This window comes from Paenarthrobacter sp. PH39-S1, assembly GCF_030063245.1.
Classification (GTDB): Bacteria; Actinomycetota; Actinomycetes; order Actinomycetales; family Micrococcaceae; genus Arthrobacter_M.
Map to the genome: position 1 here is coordinate 80,167 of NZ_JASISR010000002.1, position 16,685 is coordinate 96,851.

Annotated in this window: 17 protein-coding genes; 9 read left to right on the forward strand and 8 right to left on the reverse strand. The window is 67.3% G+C overall.

The annotated features are described in order from the left end of the window. Positions 1-74: 74 nt before the first annotated feature. Positions 75-890, forward strand: coding sequence for an MBL fold metallo-hydrolase (locus tag QMG52_RS01575; protein WP_283558686.1), 816 nt, complete (start codon positions 75-77; stop codon positions 888-890). A 245-nt stretch (positions 891-1,135) separates the two neighbouring features. Here QMG52_RS01575 and QMG52_RS01580 read toward each other — a convergent pair whose 3' ends face one another. Beyond that, a complete protein-coding gene (locus QMG52_RS01580) occupies positions 1,136-1,471 on the reverse strand; it encodes a YnfA family protein (RefSeq protein WP_283558687.1) in 336 nt (111 codons plus the stop codon). A 133-nt stretch (positions 1,472-1,604) separates the two neighbouring features. Between QMG52_RS01580 and QMG52_RS01585 the strand changes: the two genes are divergently transcribed. Both QMG52_RS01585 and QMG52_RS01590 read left to right on the forward strand, forming a co-directional pair. Then, positions 1,605-2,249: a hypothetical protein gene (locus QMG52_RS01585; RefSeq protein ID WP_283558688.1), complete on the forward strand. Its 645-nt coding sequence runs from the start codon at positions 1,605-1,607 to the stop codon at positions 2,247-2,249. 85 nt (positions 2,250-2,334) lie between these two features. Then, entirely contained in the window at positions 2,335-3,051 is a 717-nt protein-coding gene (locus QMG52_RS01590; protein WP_283558689.1) for a YcnI family copper-binding membrane protein, read from the forward strand. A gap of 78 nt (positions 3,052-3,129) precedes the next feature. On the opposite strand, the gene QMG52_RS01595 is transcribed toward QMG52_RS01590, so the two are convergent. Then, positions 3,130-3,492, reverse strand: a complete 363-nt coding sequence (locus QMG52_RS01595) for a hypothetical protein (protein ID WP_283558690.1) — start codon at positions 3,490-3,492, stop codon at positions 3,130-3,132. On the opposite strand from QMG52_RS01595, the gene QMG52_RS01600 reads away from it, so the two are divergent. Next, positions 3,491-3,892, forward strand: coding sequence for a DUF4232 domain-containing protein (locus QMG52_RS01600; protein WP_283558691.1), 402 nt, complete (start codon positions 3,491-3,493; stop codon positions 3,890-3,892). The genes QMG52_RS01595 and QMG52_RS01600 overlap by 2 nt on opposite strands. A 63-nt stretch (positions 3,893-3,955) precedes the next feature. Here QMG52_RS01600 and QMG52_RS01605 read toward each other — a convergent pair whose 3' ends face one another. Further along, complete coding sequence (locus tag QMG52_RS01605; RefSeq protein ID WP_283558692.1) at positions 3,956-4,492, reverse strand: hypothetical protein; 537 nt, start codon at positions 4,490-4,492, stop codon at positions 3,956-3,958. A 201-nt stretch (positions 4,493-4,693) separates the two neighbouring features. Between QMG52_RS01605 and QMG52_RS01610 the strand changes: the two genes are divergently transcribed. From QMG52_RS01610 to QMG52_RS01620, 3 genes are all read left to right on the forward strand, one after another. Next, positions 4,694-9,688, forward strand: a complete 4,995-nt coding sequence (locus QMG52_RS01610; RefSeq protein ID WP_283558693.1) for an ATP-dependent helicase — start codon at positions 4,694-4,696, stop codon at positions 9,686-9,688. Then, positions 9,681-10,484 (forward strand): DNA-formamidopyrimidine glycosylase family protein, encoded by an 804-nt coding sequence (locus tag QMG52_RS01615; RefSeq protein WP_283558694.1) that lies wholly within the window; start codon positions 9,681-9,683, stop codon positions 10,482-10,484. The genes QMG52_RS01610 and QMG52_RS01615 overlap by 8 nt, the downstream gene beginning before the upstream one ends. 163 nt (positions 10,485-10,647) lie before the next feature. Further along, complete coding sequence (locus QMG52_RS01620) at positions 10,648-11,565, forward strand: RluA family pseudouridine synthase (protein WP_283558855.1); 918 nt, start codon at positions 10,648-10,650, stop codon at positions 11,563-11,565. Here QMG52_RS01620 and QMG52_RS01625 read toward each other — a convergent pair. Next, a complete protein-coding gene (locus tag QMG52_RS01625; protein WP_283558695.1) occupies positions 11,538-12,077 on the reverse strand; it encodes an O-acetyl-ADP-ribose deacetylase in 540 nt (179 codons plus the stop codon). The genes QMG52_RS01620 and QMG52_RS01625 overlap by 28 nt on opposite strands. Before the next feature lie 149 nt (positions 12,078-12,226). Here QMG52_RS01625 and QMG52_RS01630 point away from each other — a divergent pair, with 149 nt between their 5' ends. After that, positions 12,227-12,862 (forward strand): DedA family protein, encoded by a 636-nt coding sequence (locus tag QMG52_RS01630; RefSeq protein WP_283558696.1) that lies wholly within the window; start codon positions 12,227-12,229, stop codon positions 12,860-12,862. Positions 12,863-12,903: 41 nt separating this feature from the next. Here QMG52_RS01630 and QMG52_RS01635 read toward each other — a convergent pair whose 3' ends face one another. Then, positions 12,904-13,212: a hypothetical protein gene (locus QMG52_RS01635; RefSeq protein WP_283558697.1), complete on the reverse strand. Its 309-nt coding sequence runs from the start codon at positions 13,210-13,212 to the stop codon at positions 12,904-12,906. A 263-nt stretch (positions 13,213-13,475) separates the two neighbouring features. On the opposite strand from QMG52_RS01635, the gene QMG52_RS01640 reads away from it, so the two are divergent. Then, positions 13,476-14,282 carry a DUF1684 domain-containing protein gene (locus tag QMG52_RS01640; protein WP_283558698.1) on the forward strand — a complete coding sequence of 269 codons (807 nt, stop codon included), beginning with the start codon at positions 13,476-13,478 and terminating at the stop codon, positions 14,280-14,282. Between the two features lie 71 nt (positions 14,283-14,353). Here the strand turns inward: QMG52_RS01640 and QMG52_RS01645 are convergent, their stop codons facing one another. Genes QMG52_RS01645 through QMG52_RS01655 form a run of 3 tightly spaced genes read right to left on the reverse strand, consistent with a single transcriptional unit; the run spans position 14,354 to position 16,581 of the window. Further along, positions 14,354-15,562 (reverse strand): acyl-CoA dehydrogenase family protein, encoded by a 1,209-nt coding sequence (locus QMG52_RS01645; protein WP_283558699.1) that lies wholly within the window; start codon positions 15,560-15,562, stop codon positions 14,354-14,356. Next, positions 15,562-16,338 (reverse strand): 3-hydroxyacyl-CoA dehydrogenase, encoded by a 777-nt coding sequence (locus QMG52_RS01650; protein ID WP_283558700.1) that lies wholly within the window; start codon positions 16,336-16,338, stop codon positions 15,562-15,564. Before QMG52_RS01650 ends, QMG52_RS01645 begins: the two co-directional genes overlap by 1 nt. A gap of 42 nt (positions 16,339-16,380) precedes the next feature. Then, positions 16,381-16,581, reverse strand: a complete 201-nt coding sequence (locus QMG52_RS01655) for an enoyl-CoA hydratase-related protein (protein ID WP_502920427.1) — start codon at positions 16,579-16,581, stop codon at positions 16,381-16,383. Positions 16,582-16,685: the final 104 nt, after the last annotated feature.

Genomic DNA, 16,685 nt, shown 5'->3' on the forward strand with positions numbered 1-16,685 from the left:
TAAACACGGTCTCAAAGGAAACTGGAGCATCTCTAATGGGGATGCTCCAAGCACACGGCGGGCAAGGAGAAACAATGACCATCTGGACATGCGCCACGTGCGCCATCGAGCACCCCTGCACCCCGATCCCGCCCCAACTCTGTGAGATCTGCACCGACGAGCGGCAGTATGTGCCTGCGAGCGGCCAGCGCTGGACCACGCGGGAGGAACTCGCCGCTGCCGGCCACCAAATAACTGTGCGAGAACTCGAACCAGATCTGTACGCGGTGGAGTGCGTCCCCGAATTCGGCATCGGCCAGCGCGGCCTGCTCCTGCGCACCGCACACGGGAACCTGCTCTGGGAGCCGCCTGGCTTCATCGACGACGCCGGAATTGCGGCCATCCGTACGCTCGGCGGTATCACCGTCATCACCGCCAGCCACCCGCATCTGACCGGTTCCTCGATTCAGTGGAGCCACGCCTTCGGAAGCGTCCCGGTATACGTAGCCGCCGCCGACAAAACGTGGATCAGACGCCCGGACCCGGTCATCCAACTGTGGGATACGGCCCTTGAGCTCCTCCCCGGCGTCCGGATGATCCCATGCGGCGGGCATTTTGCCGGCAGCAGCATCGTCCATTGGCGGGACGGCGCCGCCGGACAGGGCGCTATCCTGACTGGAGATACCATCGGCATCGGCGCCGATCGGGCTTCGGTGAACGTCATGCGCAGCTACGTCAACAACATCCCCCTTCCCGAACGTGCCGTGCGCAAAATTCTCGATACCGTCATGCCGCTTCCGTTCGATCGGATCTACAGCGCCTTCCGTGCCGTCGGATCCGGCTCCCGCCCCATTGTTGACTGGTCTCTGCAGAGGTATATCAGCTGGATCCGCGGGGAGGTGGAGGAGTAGCTCGGGGCAATGACTGAAGAGAGTGCGGAAGACGGCGGTCATGGGCGAACGGCGTACGGGTCGGTGACCGGTGATGGGCAAAAGTCCGACGACGGCGAAAGGACGTGTCGCTGGAAAGGTCCGACGACGGCGTGGCTCCTGAGGTGATCGCCGCCGAGATCGTGACAGGAGCGGTCAGGACCAAGGAGATTTCGCCGCCAGCATCGCGCCGTAGACGGGACCTAGCGGCCGCAACTGTCGGCTTTTCAGCCGTGGCGCGGCGCGAACATGATCACCCCGACCCCGATCAGGCAGACGGACGCGCCGAGCAGGTCCCAGCGGTCCGGCCGGAATCCGTCCAGCGCCATCGCCCAGAACAGGGAACCGGCGACGAAGACTCCCCCGTAGGCGGCGAGAATACGACCGAAATTCGCATCGGGCTGGAGCGTGGCGACGAATCCGTACAGCCCCAGGGCAATCACGCCCAGCCCGGCCCACCACCAGGCTTTACCTTCCCGGACGGCCTGCCAGATCAGCCATGCCCCGCCGATTTCGGCCAGGGCGGCGAGCGCGAAAAGGACGATTGATCTGATAATTGTCACCCGTCCAGTGTCCTCTGACCGGGCGGGCAATCCCGCCGCGGCGCGGCCGCGAATAGTAGGTAAACTTGGCTGCGTATCCGGCCGCCGGCCGGAGAAGTGATGGAAGTTGCCCGCCGGGAGCCGAAGGAGAGCCATGACCGTCGTTTCCGCGCCGTTCCGCTGGCTGCGCTCCGGAGCCATCGGCGTAACCGTACTGTCGCTCGCGGCGGGTGCGCACACGCTGGCCGGCGGGAGCCTGCCGGCACCGCTCATCCTGGCGGCGCTCACGGCGCTGACCGGGCTCGCATCCGTGACAGCCACCGGCTTCCGCATTCCGCTGCCCCTGATGGCCACTCTGCTCGGCGCCAGCCAGCTGCTGCTGCACGGTGCTTTTGATCTGCTGTCAGCCCCCGGCATGGCCGGTTTCCCTGATCCGGCCATGCACCATCACCTCGTGTCCTCGGCCGCCGGCCCGGTCCCCGTTGCGGCGGCAATGCCCGCCATGGCGGCCGGCCCGGCAGCCCCAACCGCGGCCTTGACCTTGACCTTGGCCATGACGCTCGCCCACATCGGCGCCACGCTCGCCTGCGCCGTCGTGCTGGCCAAGGGCGAAGACGCCCTCTGGCTGCTCGCTGGCTGGCTCCGCCCGCTCGTGCGGCCGGCCGCCCGCTCCGGCGCCGCCGTCGCGCCGTTGGTCCGTGTTCTGACGCCCGAAGTGCCGGTGCGCCCGCAGCCGCGCCGCAATCTGCGCGCGGACAGCCGACGCGGGCCGCCGGCGGCCGCGGTCCCGCTCACTTAGCACCCTTCCGGCGGATCCGGCGGGGTGTCCCTTACCCACCGAACTGCGGCATGCCGTTCACGCATGCCCGTCGAAAGGCCACGTCATGAACTACCGCTTCACCAAAACCAAGTACCGCGCACTGAAAACCACCCTCGTTGCCGGAGCCACCGTCGGCCTGATGACCAGCGGCCTGGCCGCGGCCTCCGCGCACGTGGAAATCACCCCGGACAGCACCGCCGCCGGGTCGTATTCCCTGCTGACGTTCAGCATCGGGCACGGCTGCAACGGCTCCCCCACGGACAAGATCACCATCAATCTCCCGCAGGAAATCAACGACGCCACGGCCACGGTGAACCCGAACTGGACGATCAGCAAGACGACCGAAAAGCTCGCGACGCCGCAGAAGCTCTCCAACGGCAGCTCCGTCACCGAGCGCACCAGTCAGGTCATTTACACCGCCACGACACCGTTGGATGCGCATCAGCGGGACGCCCTGGTGCTCTCCCTGCAGCTGCCGGACACCGCCGGAAAGACGCTGTACTTCCCGACCCTGCAGAACTGCGAAACGGGCGAGACGAACTGGGCGGATGTGGCTGCGGCCGGCCAGGACCCCGAATCGCTCAAGGCCGCGGCTCCGATGGTTGCGGTGACGACGGCCGAGGCCAGCGGAACGGCGACTCCCGCGTCCGCGGTTGAGCCGATGTCCGACGGCGGCAGCCAGACGCCCGGCTGGATCGGGTTGGCAGCGGGCGTCCTGGGTCTGGGCATGGGTGGAGTTGCGCTGGCACGCAGCCGCGGCGGGAAGCACGACGCCAGCTAACCGCCGCACTCCGTGGCAGATTGGGCCCGGCGCTGCTGCAATGGAGCGCCGGTCCCGCCCCGCCGCCGCCGTGAAAGGTCACGATCGGGGAAATAGTCGGCCGGTACCTGCGGCGGAGATTGACTCCGGCAACCGATCCGGCAAGTCTGGTTCAATGATGACTCGGGGACATGCGAAGGCACTGACAGTTCTAACAGCGGCGGCCGCGGTCGCGGGTCTGGCTGGCTGTGGAGGGTCGACGGCGCCGGCGGGACCGTCGTCGACCGGCGCCGGCACGCCGTCGTCCGCGTCGAGCAGCACCAGCAGCGCCAGCAGCACCGCCGACAGCCCGTCCGTCAGCGCTCCGCCGTCGACTATTCCCTCCCCCAGCACCGAACCATCGATCGTTCCCTCTCCCAGCAGCACCGCCGTTGCTGGCCCGGCTCTGTGTACGGCGGCCATGCTGCAGGGCTCCGTTGATGACACCGGCGGCGGGGCGGCGGGCGGCATCTATATGAAACTGATCCTGCAGAACGCCTCTGCCGCGACCTGCATCCTGGACGGCTATCCCGGCGTTTCCCTGGTCGGCGGCGGCAATGGCACCCAGCTCGGCGCGCCGGCCAACCGCAACGCTGAACTTCCCTCCGCCGGCCCGATCACGATGGCACCGGGGTCCCGTGCCGCCGCCGTGCTGCATTATACGCAGGCCGGGAACTACCAGGGCTGCACGCAGGCGCCCGCGGATGGCCTGCGGATTTACCCGCCGAGCGCCACCGACGCGCTGTACATTGCCCACCCGCTCACGGCATGCACCGACACGGCCACGGTGCTGATGACAATCGGAGCCTTTCAGAGCCCCTGACGCCTCGAGGCCCGGCCTCCGTCCCGCGGAGCGGGCGCTCCGGAACGTCCTGGTGGTCACCGGCTAGAAACGGATCAGCGAATCCAAGTCCACTGCCTGCGTCTCCGGGCGCCTGCCATGCTTCATCACGTGCAGCCGGTACGCGGCCAGCACGAACCCCGCGGAGGTCAGGGTCTGCAGCGCACCGCCCCACACCGGGGCCGTGATCACCATGCCCAGCAGCGCGGCCACACAGGCGCCGGCGCCGGCGGTGACAATCACGCGCGTCCGCTCCAGCACGCCATAGGCCAGGACTCCGCCGCCCAGGGCCAGCCACGCCAGGCAGCCCTGCAGGATCCCGGTGGTCCCGCCCAGCAGAACGCCCAGCACCATGCCCCCCGCCGTGTACAGGTAGGGCTTCAGCTCGGCCCGCAGGACCGGCGGATTCCGCAGGAACCACAACGCGGTGGCGCCGGCGTACAGGAATGCGGCGATGAGGTAATAGGACGGCACGGCACCCTTGTCGGAATTGGCCATCAGGGCCATGGCTGCTCCGCCCAAAAAGAGCGCGGCCATGCCTGCCATGGGGAACCAGTTGTTCCCCATATGCCGCGAACCCACGGCCCCCTCCATCTCCGACTTGTTTGCTCTGCCGCTGATGAGGCCCCGGAGTGAGCACAGGGAACGGCAAAGGCAGCATTGCCACTTATACCGTCAGAGTACAGCCCGATGAGCCCTGCGGCGTGCAGGCGCACCCGGGGAGGAAAATGTCGGGGCCGTGAGAGATGATGGAGCCGTGGCGGGAAGCAAATGAGTCCTCGGATGAACACCACGGAACGGTCCACGTCGGAACGTGCCGCGGAGCCAACGATGGATCAGTTCACGGCGGCAACCAGGGAGTGGTTCCTGGGTGCTTTCCCTGCGCCCACGCCAGCCCAGACGGGCGCTTGGCGGTCCATCGCCGCCGGATCACATTCACTGGTCATCGCCCCTACCGGCTCCGGCAAGACGCTCGCTGCCTTCCTCTGGGCGCTCGACCGGCTGATCGCCGTCGAACGCGATCCACAGGGTCCGGCGGGCACCCGCGTGCTGTATATTTCGCCGCTGAAGGCGCTCGGTGTGGACGTGGAGCGGAACCTGCGCGCGCCGCTGATCGGCATTACCCAAACGGCGAAGCGCCTTGAGTTGCCGGCGCCGCACATTTCCGTCGGCGTACGGTCCGGAGATACGACGGCGTCCGAGCGGCGCACGCTGTTGAGCCATCCACCGGACATTCTCATCACCACCCCCGAATCGCTGTTTCTGATGCTCACGTCCAAGGCCCGTGCCACGCTGGCCCAGGTGGAAACGGTCATCCTCGATGAGGTGCACGCCGTCGCAGGGACCAAGCGCGGGGCGCACTTGGCGCTCTCGCTGGAGCGGCTCGACGCCCTGCTGGACCGGCCGGCGCAGCGGATCGGCCTGTCCGCCACCGTGGAGCCGAGGGAAACCGTGGCCCGGTTCCTGGCGGGCTCGGCCCCGGTGGAAATCGTGGCGCCGGTGACGGCCAAGAATTGGAATCTGTCCGTCACGGTGCCGGTGGAGGATATGACGTCGCTGCCTGCCCAGGTGGGAATGGACGCCGGGCAGGGCCCGGGCATGGCCCCGGGACCGGCGCCGAATACCTCGATCTGGCCGCATGTGGAGGAAAAGATCGTGGATCACGTGCTGGCGAACAAGTCCACGATTGTCTTTGCCAATTCCCGGCGGCTGGCGGAACGGCTGACGGCGCGGCTGAACGAGATCTACGCGGGGCGCCTGCTGCTGGACGGATTGGCTGCCGCTGACGGGCAGGGCCCGGCGGCGGCGCAGCGGCCGGCGGACGCGGAGGGCCCGACGCGGGCTGCGGGTCAGGGCCCGACGCGGGCTGCGGAGGAGCAGGCGGCCCGGACCCCGGAACACTCGGCCCGGACGCCGGGGCTGTCACCGCCCGCACAGCTGATGGCGCAGGCGGGTGCGACCAGCGGGGCGGAGCCGGTCCTGGCCAAGGCCCATCACGGCTCTGTCTCCAAGGACCAGCGGGCCTTGATCGAAGATGATCTCAAGTCCGGCCGGCTGCGCTGTGTGGTGGCCACCTCCAGTTTGGAACTGGGCATCGATATGGGCGCTGTGGATCTGGTGATCCAGGTGGAATCTCCGCCCTCGGTGGCGAGTGGGTTGCAGCGGGTGGGCCGGGCAGGGCACCAGGTGGGCGAGGTCTCGCAGGGCATACTTTTCCCGAAACACCGCGCAGATCTTGTGCACTCCGCCGTCACAGTGGAGCGGATGCTGGCGGGCCGGATCGAGTCCTTGTATATTCCGGCGAATCCGCTGGATATTCTGGCCCAGCAGACCGTCGCGGCGACGGCGCTGGGCAGTATCGATGTCGAGGAATGGTTCGATACGGTCCGGCGGTCGGCGCCGTTTGCCACGCTGCCGAGGTCTGCCTTCGATGCGACCCTTGATCTGCTGGCAGGCCGCTACCCCTCCGATGAATTTGCTGAACTCCGCCCCCGCATCATCTGGGACCGGACCGGAGGCACCCTTACGGGGCGCCCCGGAGCCCAGCGGCTGGCCGTGACATCCGGCGGTACCATTCCGGACCGCGGGCTGTTCGGCGTCTACATCGTCGGCTCCGAGCAGGAGGCCGCTCCGGGTGCAAAAGCCAAGGGCGGCCGGCGGGTTGGCGAACTCGACGAGGAGATGGTCTACGAGTCCCGGGTCGGCGACGTCTTTGCCTTAGGCGCCACCAGCTGGCGCATCGAAGACATCACCCATGACCGCGTACTGGTCTCTCCGGCATACGGGCAGCCGGGAAAGCTGCCGTTCTGGAAGGGTGATTCGCTGGGCCGGCCGGTGGAACTGGGCCGCGCATTGGGCGCTTTCATGCGCGAACTGTCCGGAGCGGATCCGGCTGCCGCGCTGCAAAGGTGCCGTGCAACGGGCCTGGACGACTGGGCAGCCGGCAACCTGCTCAGCTACCTCGCGGAGCAAAAGCAGGCCACCGACGTCGTCCCCAATGACACCACCCTGCTGGTGGAGCGCTTCCACGACGAACTCGGCGATTGGCGGGTTGTCCTGCACAGCCCGTATGGAATGCCCGTGCATGCACCGTGGGCGCTGGCCGTGGGGGCCCGGCTGCATGCCCGGTATGGTTTGGACGGATCCGCGATGGCTTCCGACGACGGCATTGTGCTGCGGGTGCCGATGATGGACGACGAGCCGCCCGGCGCCGATCTTTTCCTCTTCGATGCCGATGAGCTGGACAATATCGTCACCGCGGAAGTAGGCGGTTCTGCGCTGTTCGCGTCCCGGTTCCGCGAATGTGCCGCCCGCGCGCTGCTGCTGCCGCGGCAGAATCCGGGCAAACGCTCCCCGCTGTGGCAGCAGCGACAGCGCTCAGCCCAACTGCTCGACGTGGCCCGGAAATATCCCACCTTCCCGATCGTGCTGGAAACCGTGCGCGAATGCCTCCAGGACGTTTATGATTTGCCCGCGTTGAAGGAAATTGCGGCCGGAATCGAACGGCGCGAACTGCGGGTTGTGGAGATCACTACGCAGCAGCCCTCGCCGTTCTCCCGCTCCCTGCTCTTTGGCTATGTGGCTTCCTTCCTCTATGAGGGCGATTCGCCGCTGGCCGAGCGCCGGGCCGCCGCGTTATCGCTGGACCCCACGCTGCTCAATGAACTGTTGGGCCGGGCTGAACTGCGCGAGCTGCTGGACCCAAAGGTCATCGAGCAGACGGAGGCGGAACTCCAGCGGCTGGCCCCGGACCGGAGAGCCAAAGGGATGGAGGGCGTGGCGGATCTGCTGCGCATCCTGGGCCCGTTGAGCGAGGACGAGGTCTCCGCGCGGCTTGAACCTGAACCCGTTCCCGCGCTGCCCGACCAGGCGACCCAGGTCCAGCGGCACCTGACCGCCTTAGTGACGTCCAACCGCGCGCTCAAAATCAAGATGGCCGGCGCCGAACGGTATGCCGCTATCGAGGACTCCGCGAGACTTCGCGATGCCCTGGGTATTCCGCTTCCTATGGGTGTCCCGCTGGTCTTTATCGAACCCGTCGCGGATCCGCTCGGGGATCTGCTGGGCCGCTACGCCCGCACCCACGGGCCCTTTACCGCAGCGGAAGCCGCCGTCCGGCTGGGCCTGGGCGTCGCCGTCGTCCGCACCGGCCTGGCCAGACTCGCTGTGGACGGACGCGTGGCCGAGGGAGAGTTCCGTCCCACCCGCGCCTTACCCACCCAGGTTGGGACCCCTGCGGACGCGACGGACCCTGCGGGCGCGACGGACCCTGCGGGCGTGACGGACCCTGCGGGTGGAACCGGTACCACACCGGCGCCGGCCCTTTCGGAATGGTGCGATGTCGAGGTGCTGCGCAGGCTGCGTCGCCGCTCCCTGGCAGCCCTTCGCGCCGAGGTCGAGCCGGTGGATCCCGCCACGTATGCGCGCTTCCTCCCTGGCTGGCAGCACGTTCGTACGCCCGCCGGTTCCAACCGGGCGTCCCAACCCGCGGAGCTCCGGGGGCTGGACGGTGTCCTGACCGCCGTGGACCAACTGTCCGGGGTACCGGTCCCGGCCTCTGCGTGGGAAACTTTGGTGCTCGCCGGTCGGGTTGGCAACTACGTCCCCGCCATGCTCGACGAGCTCACCGCCACCGGGGAACTCCTATGGTCCGGCGCGGGCTCACTGCCGGGAAATGACGGCTGGATCAGTCTGCATCTGGCCGAATCCGCGCCGCTGACGCTGAATCCGCAGGCGGGGTTCGAACCCAGCGATCTGCAGCGGCGGTTGCTCGCCCACCTTGCCGGCGGTGGATCCTACTTCTTCCACCAGCTGCGCGAAGCGGCCGGGAACGGGGACACCGCCCGCGCGGTGAACGGCAGCCGAACGCGAACAGAACCGGCTCCGGCGGTCGCCGACAGTGAGGTGCTGACCGCGCTGTGGGAACTCGTCTGGGCCGGCCGGATCAGCAACGATACCTTTGCACCCGTCCGGGCGCTGCTCGCGGGTGGCCATACCACCCACCGGCAGCGTCCCACCGCCCCGCGGCTGCGCTCAGCGGGGCGGTACGGGCGGCTCGGGCGCGCCGGGGGGTCGTCTTCCGGCCCGGGGACGATTGCCCGGGGTGCCCCGCCACTGGCGGCGGGACGGTGGAACGTGCTGCCGGACAAAGAAGCGGACACCACGGTCGCCGCTCATGCCATGGCGGAGCTGCTGATGGACAGGTACGGCATCGTCACCCGCGGTTCGGTGATGAATGAGAACATACCCGGCGGCTTCGCCCTGATGTACAAGGTCCTGGCCCGGCTGGAGGAATCCGGACGCACCCGGCGTGGCTACTTCATTGAGCATCTCGGGGCGGCGCAGTTCGCCGTGCCATCAACGGTCGACCGGCTGCGCACGTTTTCCGAAGACGCCGCACTGCGCCAGCCCGCACCGGTGGCACTTGCGCTGGCGGCAACGGATCCGGCTAATCCGTACGGTGCCGCGCTGGCCTGGCCGGCGCTGGACGTGGGTCACCGGCCGGGCCGCAAGGCCGGCGCCTTGGTGGTCATGGTCGACGGCGAACTGGTGCTGTATGTGGAGCGCGGCGGCAAGACGATGCTCGCCTTCACCGACGACCCCGATGCCCTGACCCTGGCCGGACACGCCCTCGCAGCAGTGGTTAAACGCGGGTCCGTCGACAAGCTGGCCATCGAAAAGGTGAACGGACGGGGGATCCTGGACACCCTGCTGGCTGGAGCCTTGGTGGAAGCCGGCGCCTACACCACTCCACGCGGACTGCGGATCCGTGCCTGAGGGCGATACCGTCTGGCGGCAGGCCCGGCAGCTGGATCAGGCGCTCGCCGGTAAAGTCCTCACACGCTGCGACATCCGCGTGCCGGCATTCGCCACGGTGGACTTCACCGGCTCCATCGTTGACGGCGTTGATTCACGCGGCAAACACCTGCTCATCCGGGTAGCCGGCCAGCTGATCCACTCGCATCTGAAGATGGAAGGGAGCTGGCATATTTACCCGGCCGGTCCGGCGCCGAAGTGGCGCCGCCCCGCTTTCACCGCCCGTTGCATCCTTGGCACCGTAGACGTGACCGCCGTCGGATTTTCGCTCGGACTGCTGGAGGTTCTGCCGCAGGACCGCGAACTGGACGCCTTCGGCTATCTGGGCCCTGACCTGCTCGGTCCGGATTGGGACGCCGCGGAGGCACTTCACCGGATCTCGGCCGAGCCCCGGCGCGCCGTCGGGCTGGCGCTGCTGGACCAGCGGAATCTTGCCGGGATCGGCAACGTCTTCCGCTGCGAGCTCTGTTTTTTGGCCGGCGTACACCCTGCCCTCCCGATCAGCGAGGTCGCCGCCCTGCCCAAGCTGATCGAGCAGTCCAAGCGGCTGCTCGAGGCCAACAAGAACCGCTCCTCGCGCAGCACCACGGGCGGTCCCGCCCGGGGTGATGCAGCCGTCTGGGTCTATGGGCGGGAGTCCCGGCCGTGCAAGCGCTGCGGCACCCTGATCAGGCACAGCACTCTCCCGGATCCGCAGTTTCCAGCGCAACGGGCCCGCGACATCTACTACTGCCCCCGCTGCCAGCCCCCGCCCTAAAGTCCCTGAACGGGCCGGCCCCAAAATCGTCACCCCCACCGCAAGATTTCCGTCCACACCCAACCCACCCCGCCCAACCCAACTAGGTCGCACTTGCGGCACCCATTCGAGCGTTTGAGTGCCATAAATGCGACTCAGTTGGGGCCGGTAGGATTAAAGCGTGATGAAATCCCCGCTTCCGGTGCGCAATGGCGTGAACGCGACCCGCCTCCGCCTGCCCCAGGACGGACCCTGGGCCACGGCGATGGAGTACGTGCTGGAGCGGTTCGGACACGTGGATTCCATCGGCATCATGAACCGGTTCGAGCGCGGCGAGGTGCGTGCCCTGAGCGGAACCATCGTCACCCCGGACACCCCGCTGGCCGAACACACGTTCATTTGGTACTACCGCGAGGTGCCGCCGGAGGTGCGGCTGCCCGTGGAGCTGGAGGTGCTGCACCAGGACAGCGATCTGGTGGTGGTGGACAAGCCGCATTTTTTGCCGACCACCCCCGGCGGAGGTTACGTCGCCGAATCAGCGCTGGTCCGGCTGCGCAACCTACTGGATCTGCCGGAGCTGGTGCCGATCCACCGGCTGGACCGGATGACCGCCGGCGTCCTGCTTTTTGCGGCCAACCCGGACACCCGGGGGAAATACCAGCAGCTCTTTGAAAAACGCGCGGTGCGCAAGCGCTATGAGGCCGTGGCTGCGGTGCGCCCGGAGCTGGACCTGCCCCGGGTGGTCAACTCCCGGATGATCAAGTCCCGCACCTATTTGCTGGCCCAGGAGGTCGAGGGCGATGCGAACGCGCAGACCCACGTCGAGCTGCTGCAGACGTCCGACGACGGCGGCGGCACACTGGGTAGATACGGTCTTGAGCCGCACACCGGCAAAACGCACCAGCTGCGCGTCCATATGGCGGCCCTGGGTCTTGGCATCCTGAACGATCCGTTTTATCCCACCCTGCTGCCTCAGGCTGCCGATGATTACGCTAAACCGCTGCAGTTGCTGGCGCGCAGTATCGCCTTCACCGATCCGCTCAGCGGGCGTCAGGTCGAATACCGCAGCGGCCGTCAGCTCAGCGCGTTCCCGCCAGCATAGACCGTACGGAACACATCCGCTGTTGCGCGGCTGAACAGGACGAACTCGACGAGTTCAATGCTGTCCTCCGGTTCTTGGCGTTGATGCTGCCGGACGGCGTCGAAGGCCAGCGCCGCCACCTGCCCGGCGGGCCAGCCATAGATTCCGGCGCTAACGGCGGGAAAAGCCAGCGACCGCGCCCGCAGACGAGCCGCCAGCCTTAAACTCTCGGTGAAGCAGGAGGTCAGCAGCGCGGGATCGTCCTGCCCCGCGTGCAGATTCGGCCCCACCGTATGAATCACCCACTGTGCCGGCAGCCTAAACCCCTTGGTTGCCACGGCAGCCCCTACCGGCAATCCGTCGGGAAGCATCGTCCGTCGAAGCTCCCGGCAGGCGGCGAGCAGCTCAGGACCCGCGGCACGGTGGATGGCTCCATCCACCCCACCGCCGCCCATCAGCGCCGAATCCGCGGCATTGACCACCGCATCCACGGCCCGGCCGGTGATGTCTCCTTCCACGATGCTGATCCTCATGCGGCCAGTCTGCCACTGACCGCCGACCCGGACCACCGGTTCCACCCGGACGGCCAACCGCGAGCACCGGACCACCCGGACCGCCGCTGGCACCACGCCGCCGCAGTCGACCACTACCACTGCGTGCGCGCAGCGGTTAGATTGAATCGGTGGACCTCTTGAGTGCAGGCGACTGGGCCTTCGCGCTCTATCCGATCATGGCCGCGGCGGTGGCACTTGACGCTGCTGTTCCGCCCATCCCCTCTGAGGTCATGGTGGTGACCTCCGGATCGCTCTCAGCCAACGGCCAGGTGATCCTGCCGCTGGCCCTGGCGGCGGCGGTGACCGGCTCGATGCTGGGAGATTTGGTGGTCTACGGCCTTTTTAAGCGCCGGCTGACCCATGTGTTGGACCGCTTCCGCTGGGGCCGATCGGTGCATAAAGGCATCCGCAGGGCCGCAGCCAGGGGCGGCCGCTCCTCCACCGCAGCCGCGATGGTGGCCGGCCGTTTCATCCCCGCCGGGCGCACGGCCACCATGGCCGCGGCCGGGATTGCCAATGTCCCCACAGTCCGCGTTCTGCGCGCGAGCGCTCTCGGCTCCGTGGTCTGGGCCTGCTGGATGGTCGGCCTGGGCTACCTCACCGGCCGCAATACCAGCCTGCCGTTTTGGGCGAACTCGCTGATCGGCGTCGGAGTTGGCATCGGCGTCGGGGTCCTGATGGCCGCCGTCATCGGACTCCGACGACGCCGTGCGGCTTCACACGGTGCAGCCGATCCCGATCCCGGAGATGTTTTTGGCCGGTAGCCGTCCTGGCCGCCGTGATCGGGGCCTTCCGGCCGGTGGCGTCAGGGAACTGGAATCCACTTTCCCCTGATCCGGCGGGTGACCCGGAGCGGTCCGGTCACCGCGACGGATTCCACGGCATGCCGCACGCTCATCCCGGCATTGCGGGCCTGACGGTTCTCGTCGTCGTACTGGCCCGCCTCCACCGTAAAGCGCAGGCTGATCTGCGGCACCCCGCCAACAATATCCAACTGGTTGGCCTCCACCAGGTGAATGGAACCCAGCGCTTCGACGGCGGTGGACATCACGGAATCCGGGGCACTGCCCGGGCGGAGACCGGAGATCTTGAGAATCGCGCGGAAAGAGGGCATAGCTCCCAGCCTACCGAAGACCATCCCGCCTCCCCCACCCTCGATGAGACACTGCCCGCACTAGGACGGCTGGGCCGCACCAGCGGATGGTTGCGGGCAAAAACCGGCAAATTCAAAAAGCGAGGACGGCATGCAGGCCGGGACCTTCCCTTCCCACCAGGGCAACCGGGTCCCCTTGCCCTTGTCCGCCGGGTCTAGAGTTAAAGCATGCGGCCGCGAGGCCGCGGGACGAAGCATGTATCCGCAGCCGGTAAAGGAATTCTGTGTCCAGCAACGAACCCTCCGCCAGCGCCGAATTCCAGAAGTGGAACCGCTTCCGGGACAACCGCGACACCTCGTTGTCGGCCGACCACGGCTGGCTGAGCCTGACGTCGCTGCAGTGGCTTCCTGCCCGCCCGGCCCCGCTGGAGTTGCTGCCCGGTCTGTGGAGCGCCGAGGCCGATGGGGCCGTTTTGACTGCGGAGCCCGGCGACCGCCTGACCCTGCTCGGCCCGGGCACGCCGGTCGCGGGCACACTGACCGCAGCTCTGGCGGATGAGGAATCCCTGCTGTGGGTGCGGTCGGGCAGTATCGTGGCCGAGTTGGCGCGGCGCGGCGGCCGCTATGCGGTCCGGACCAGGGATTCACAGTCGCCCACGCTGCGGGCGTTCGACGGCGTTCCCGCCTTCGCTTACCGGGCAGACCTGGTGCTCCCCGGCAGATTCGAGCCGTACCCGGTGGCGCGGCCGGTTCCCCGTAACACCGCCAATCCCCAGGTCACCGCCACCGCCGCCGTGACGGGTGAGGTGACCTTTGACCTGAACGGCCGGACGCACCGTCTTCTGACCGAAGATGGCGGCGACGGCGCGCTGGAAGTTACATTCCATGACTCCACCAACGGCAGCAGCACGGCCGGCTGGCGCAAGCTCACCATCCCGGTCCCCGCAGCGGACGGAAGCGTGCTGCTGGACTTCAACCGTGCGGTCAACTACCCCAGCGCTTTCACGGCCTTCGGCACCTGTCCGATGCCGGTCCGCGGAAACATCCTTGACACCTCCATCGAAGCCGGTGAAAAGACCCCACCCGCCTAAGCTGGCTTCCGCCGCCGCGAAAATGCAGACGCGCTGAACCGGCCCACTGCGCTCCCGCGGCCCCCACCGGCTCAGATGATCGCGGAAACGCCCGTGATCGCCCGGCCGGTGATCAGCGTGTTGATTTCGTGCGAGCCCTCGTAGGTGTAGATCGCCTCGGCGTCGGCAAAAATCTTGGCCATTCGGTAGTCGGTGACAATTCCGTTGCCGCCCAGCAGCGATCGGCCCATCGCCACCGTTTCACGCATCCTGGCCGTGGTGAAGGCCTTCGCCAGCGCGACCTGCCCCATCCGCGCACCGGCACTTCCGCCCGCATCGGCCGCATCGCGAAGCCCAGCAATCCGCACCATCATGGCCAGGCTCGCCGTCGCATTTCCCAGCATCTGGACCAGCTGCTGCTGGATTAATTGGAAGCGCGCCAGCGGTCGCCCAAACTGTTCGCGTTCGACAGCGTACGCGCGGGCGACGTCGAACGCGGCCAACTGCTGCCCTACCGCCTGCCACGCCACCATCACCCGGGAACCCAGGAGCAGCTGATTGGTATCGGCGAACGCATCGATCCCCGCAAACCGATCCGCCTCCGCAATTGTCACGTTTTCGAGCAGAATATGGGCATTCTGCACCGTCCGCAGCGCAATCTTGTGCTCAATCCTGGTCCGCGTCACGCCGGGCAACTGAGCATCGAGGATGAAACCGCGGGTCTGGCCGGTGCCGGTGTCCTTGGCCCAGAGCAGCATGTAATCGCAGAACGTCCCATTGCCGATCCAGCGTTTGGACCCGTTGACGACCCAGCTGTCCGCGGCTCCGCCGGTCCCGCGGAACCGGGTTGCCGTCGTCGTCATTCCACCCGCCACGTCACTGCCATGATCCGGCTCGGTGAGGGCAAAAGCGCCGGTAATCCGCAGTGCCATCGCATCCGCCAGCAGCCGCGATTTCTGCTCGTCCGAGCCGAACTCCTGCAACGACTGAACGAACAGGTCATGGTGGACCAGGAAGAACGTGGCCAGCGAGGTATCCACCCGGGTCATTTCCGCCACCACGAAACCGGCAAAAAGGTGACTGTACCCCTGCTGTGCAGGTGAGCTCAGACCCAGCCCGGCCAGCTTGGGCAGAATATGGGCCGGGAATTCCGCGGCATTCCACCAATCAGTAGCATAGGGCGCCACCTCTGCGGCCAGGAACTCCCGCAGCTGCGCCATCTTGGCCCGCTCCGCGGCAGAGAGCAGAGCCTCAAAATCGTAGAAATCCGCCGGGGGCAGATCGTCGTGCGGACTCCCCACTATTTGGGCTGCATCCGGATCGCGCCGTCCAGCCGGATCGTCTCGCCGTTCAGCATTTCGTTCGCCACAATATGCTCCACCAAGGCCGCATATTCGGCCGGCTTCCCGAGCCGGGACGGGTGCGGAACCGCAGCTCCCAGCGAATCCTGAGCCGCCTGCGGCAGCCCCGCCATCATGGGTGTTTCGAAAATTCCCGGCGCGATGGTCACCACCCGGATCAGCGAGCGCGCCAGCTCCCGCGCCACCGGGAGCGTCATCGCTGCCACTGCGCCCTTGGATGCTGCGTAGGCGGGCTGGCCGATCTGCCCGTCAAAGGCCGCGACGGACGCGGTATTGATGATGACGCCGCGCTCGGACGTACCGAATCCGCCCTCCAGCGGGTCTGTGGCCGCCATCGCCTGCGCGCCCAGCCGCAGCACATTAAAGGTGCCGATCAGATTAATTTGGATGACCCTGCTGAAGTTCTCCAGCGGCAGCACGCCATCGCGACCCAGCACCTTGCCCGGCGTCGCGACGCCCGCGCAGTTCACCAGCACACGCAGCGGGCCCAAGCGGGTCGCGGCGTCCACGGCGGCCTGCACCTGCTCCTCGTTGCTGACGTCAGCGGCCACAAAAACCGCCCGGTCGCCCAGTTCTGCGGCCAGATCCGCACCGGCAGACTGCTGCAGATCAACCAGCACGACGGCGGCGCCAAGCCCATGCAGGCGTCTGGCCGTTGCGGCGCCCAGGCCGGAGGCTCCTCCGGTAATTAATGCGACGGCATTGCTGATGTCCATAATTCCTCCACGTCGAGGTTGCGATGGTCCGTACTGAAATTGTTAATGAAGCCTAACTGAAATGCCCGTGGGCGGGAACCCGGCGCCGGGGCCGATCATCTGGGGCAATAGAAACGAAACACCGCAGTCCGGGGTCAGTCCAATTCCTGCATCGACGCTCAGAAACGATGCCATGGGCGAGGCAAGCACGAAGTCGGCATTTAGGACCAGTCCGAGACCGGCATTTGCTGCGGCACCAGCCAATCAAACGTGCCGATGTCGGCCGGAGGGGTTCCCGTCTGTGCGAACAACTTCTCCAGCGCGAGCACGGGCGCGTCGGGTTCCGGGGAATCACGAGGTGCCGACTG

What these genes read in the sequence shown, in the direction of transcription:
- QMG52_RS01590 (WP_283558689.1), top strand. Translation starts at nt 2,335, where the DNA reads ATGAACTACCGCTTCACCAAAACCAAGTACCGCGCACTGAAAACCACC.
- QMG52_RS01635 (WP_283558697.1), bottom strand. Translation starts at nt 13,212, where the DNA reads ATGCCCTCTTTCCGCGCGATTCTCAAGATCTCCGGTCTCCGCCCGGGC.
- QMG52_RS01600 (WP_283558691.1), top strand. Translation starts at nt 3,491, where the DNA reads ATGCTGCAGGGCTCCGTTGATGACACCGGCGGCGGGGCGGCGGGCGGC.
- QMG52_RS01650 (WP_283558700.1), bottom strand. Translation starts at nt 16,338, where the DNA reads ATGGACATCAGCAATGCCGTCGCATTAATTACCGGAGGAGCCTCCGGC.
- QMG52_RS01610 (WP_283558693.1), top strand. Translation starts at nt 4,694, where the DNA reads ATGAACACCACGGAACGGTCCACGTCGGAACGTGCCGCGGAGCCAACG.
- QMG52_RS01595 (WP_283558690.1), bottom strand. Translation starts at nt 3,492, where the DNA reads ATGGCCGCCGTACACAGAGCCGGGCCAGCAACGGCGGTGCTGCTGGGA.
- QMG52_RS01575 (WP_283558686.1), top strand. Translation starts at nt 75, where the DNA reads ATGACCATCTGGACATGCGCCACGTGCGCCATCGAGCACCCCTGCACC.
- QMG52_RS01620 (WP_283558855.1), top strand. Translation starts at nt 10,648, where the DNA reads ATGAAATCCCCGCTTCCGGTGCGCAATGGCGTGAACGCGACCCGCCTC.
- QMG52_RS01625 (WP_283558695.1), bottom strand. Translation starts at nt 12,077, where the DNA reads ATGAGGATCAGCATCGTGGAAGGAGACATCACCGGCCGGGCCGTGGAT.
- QMG52_RS01585 (WP_283558688.1), top strand. Translation starts at nt 1,605, where the DNA reads ATGACCGTCGTTTCCGCGCCGTTCCGCTGGCTGCGCTCCGGAGCCATC.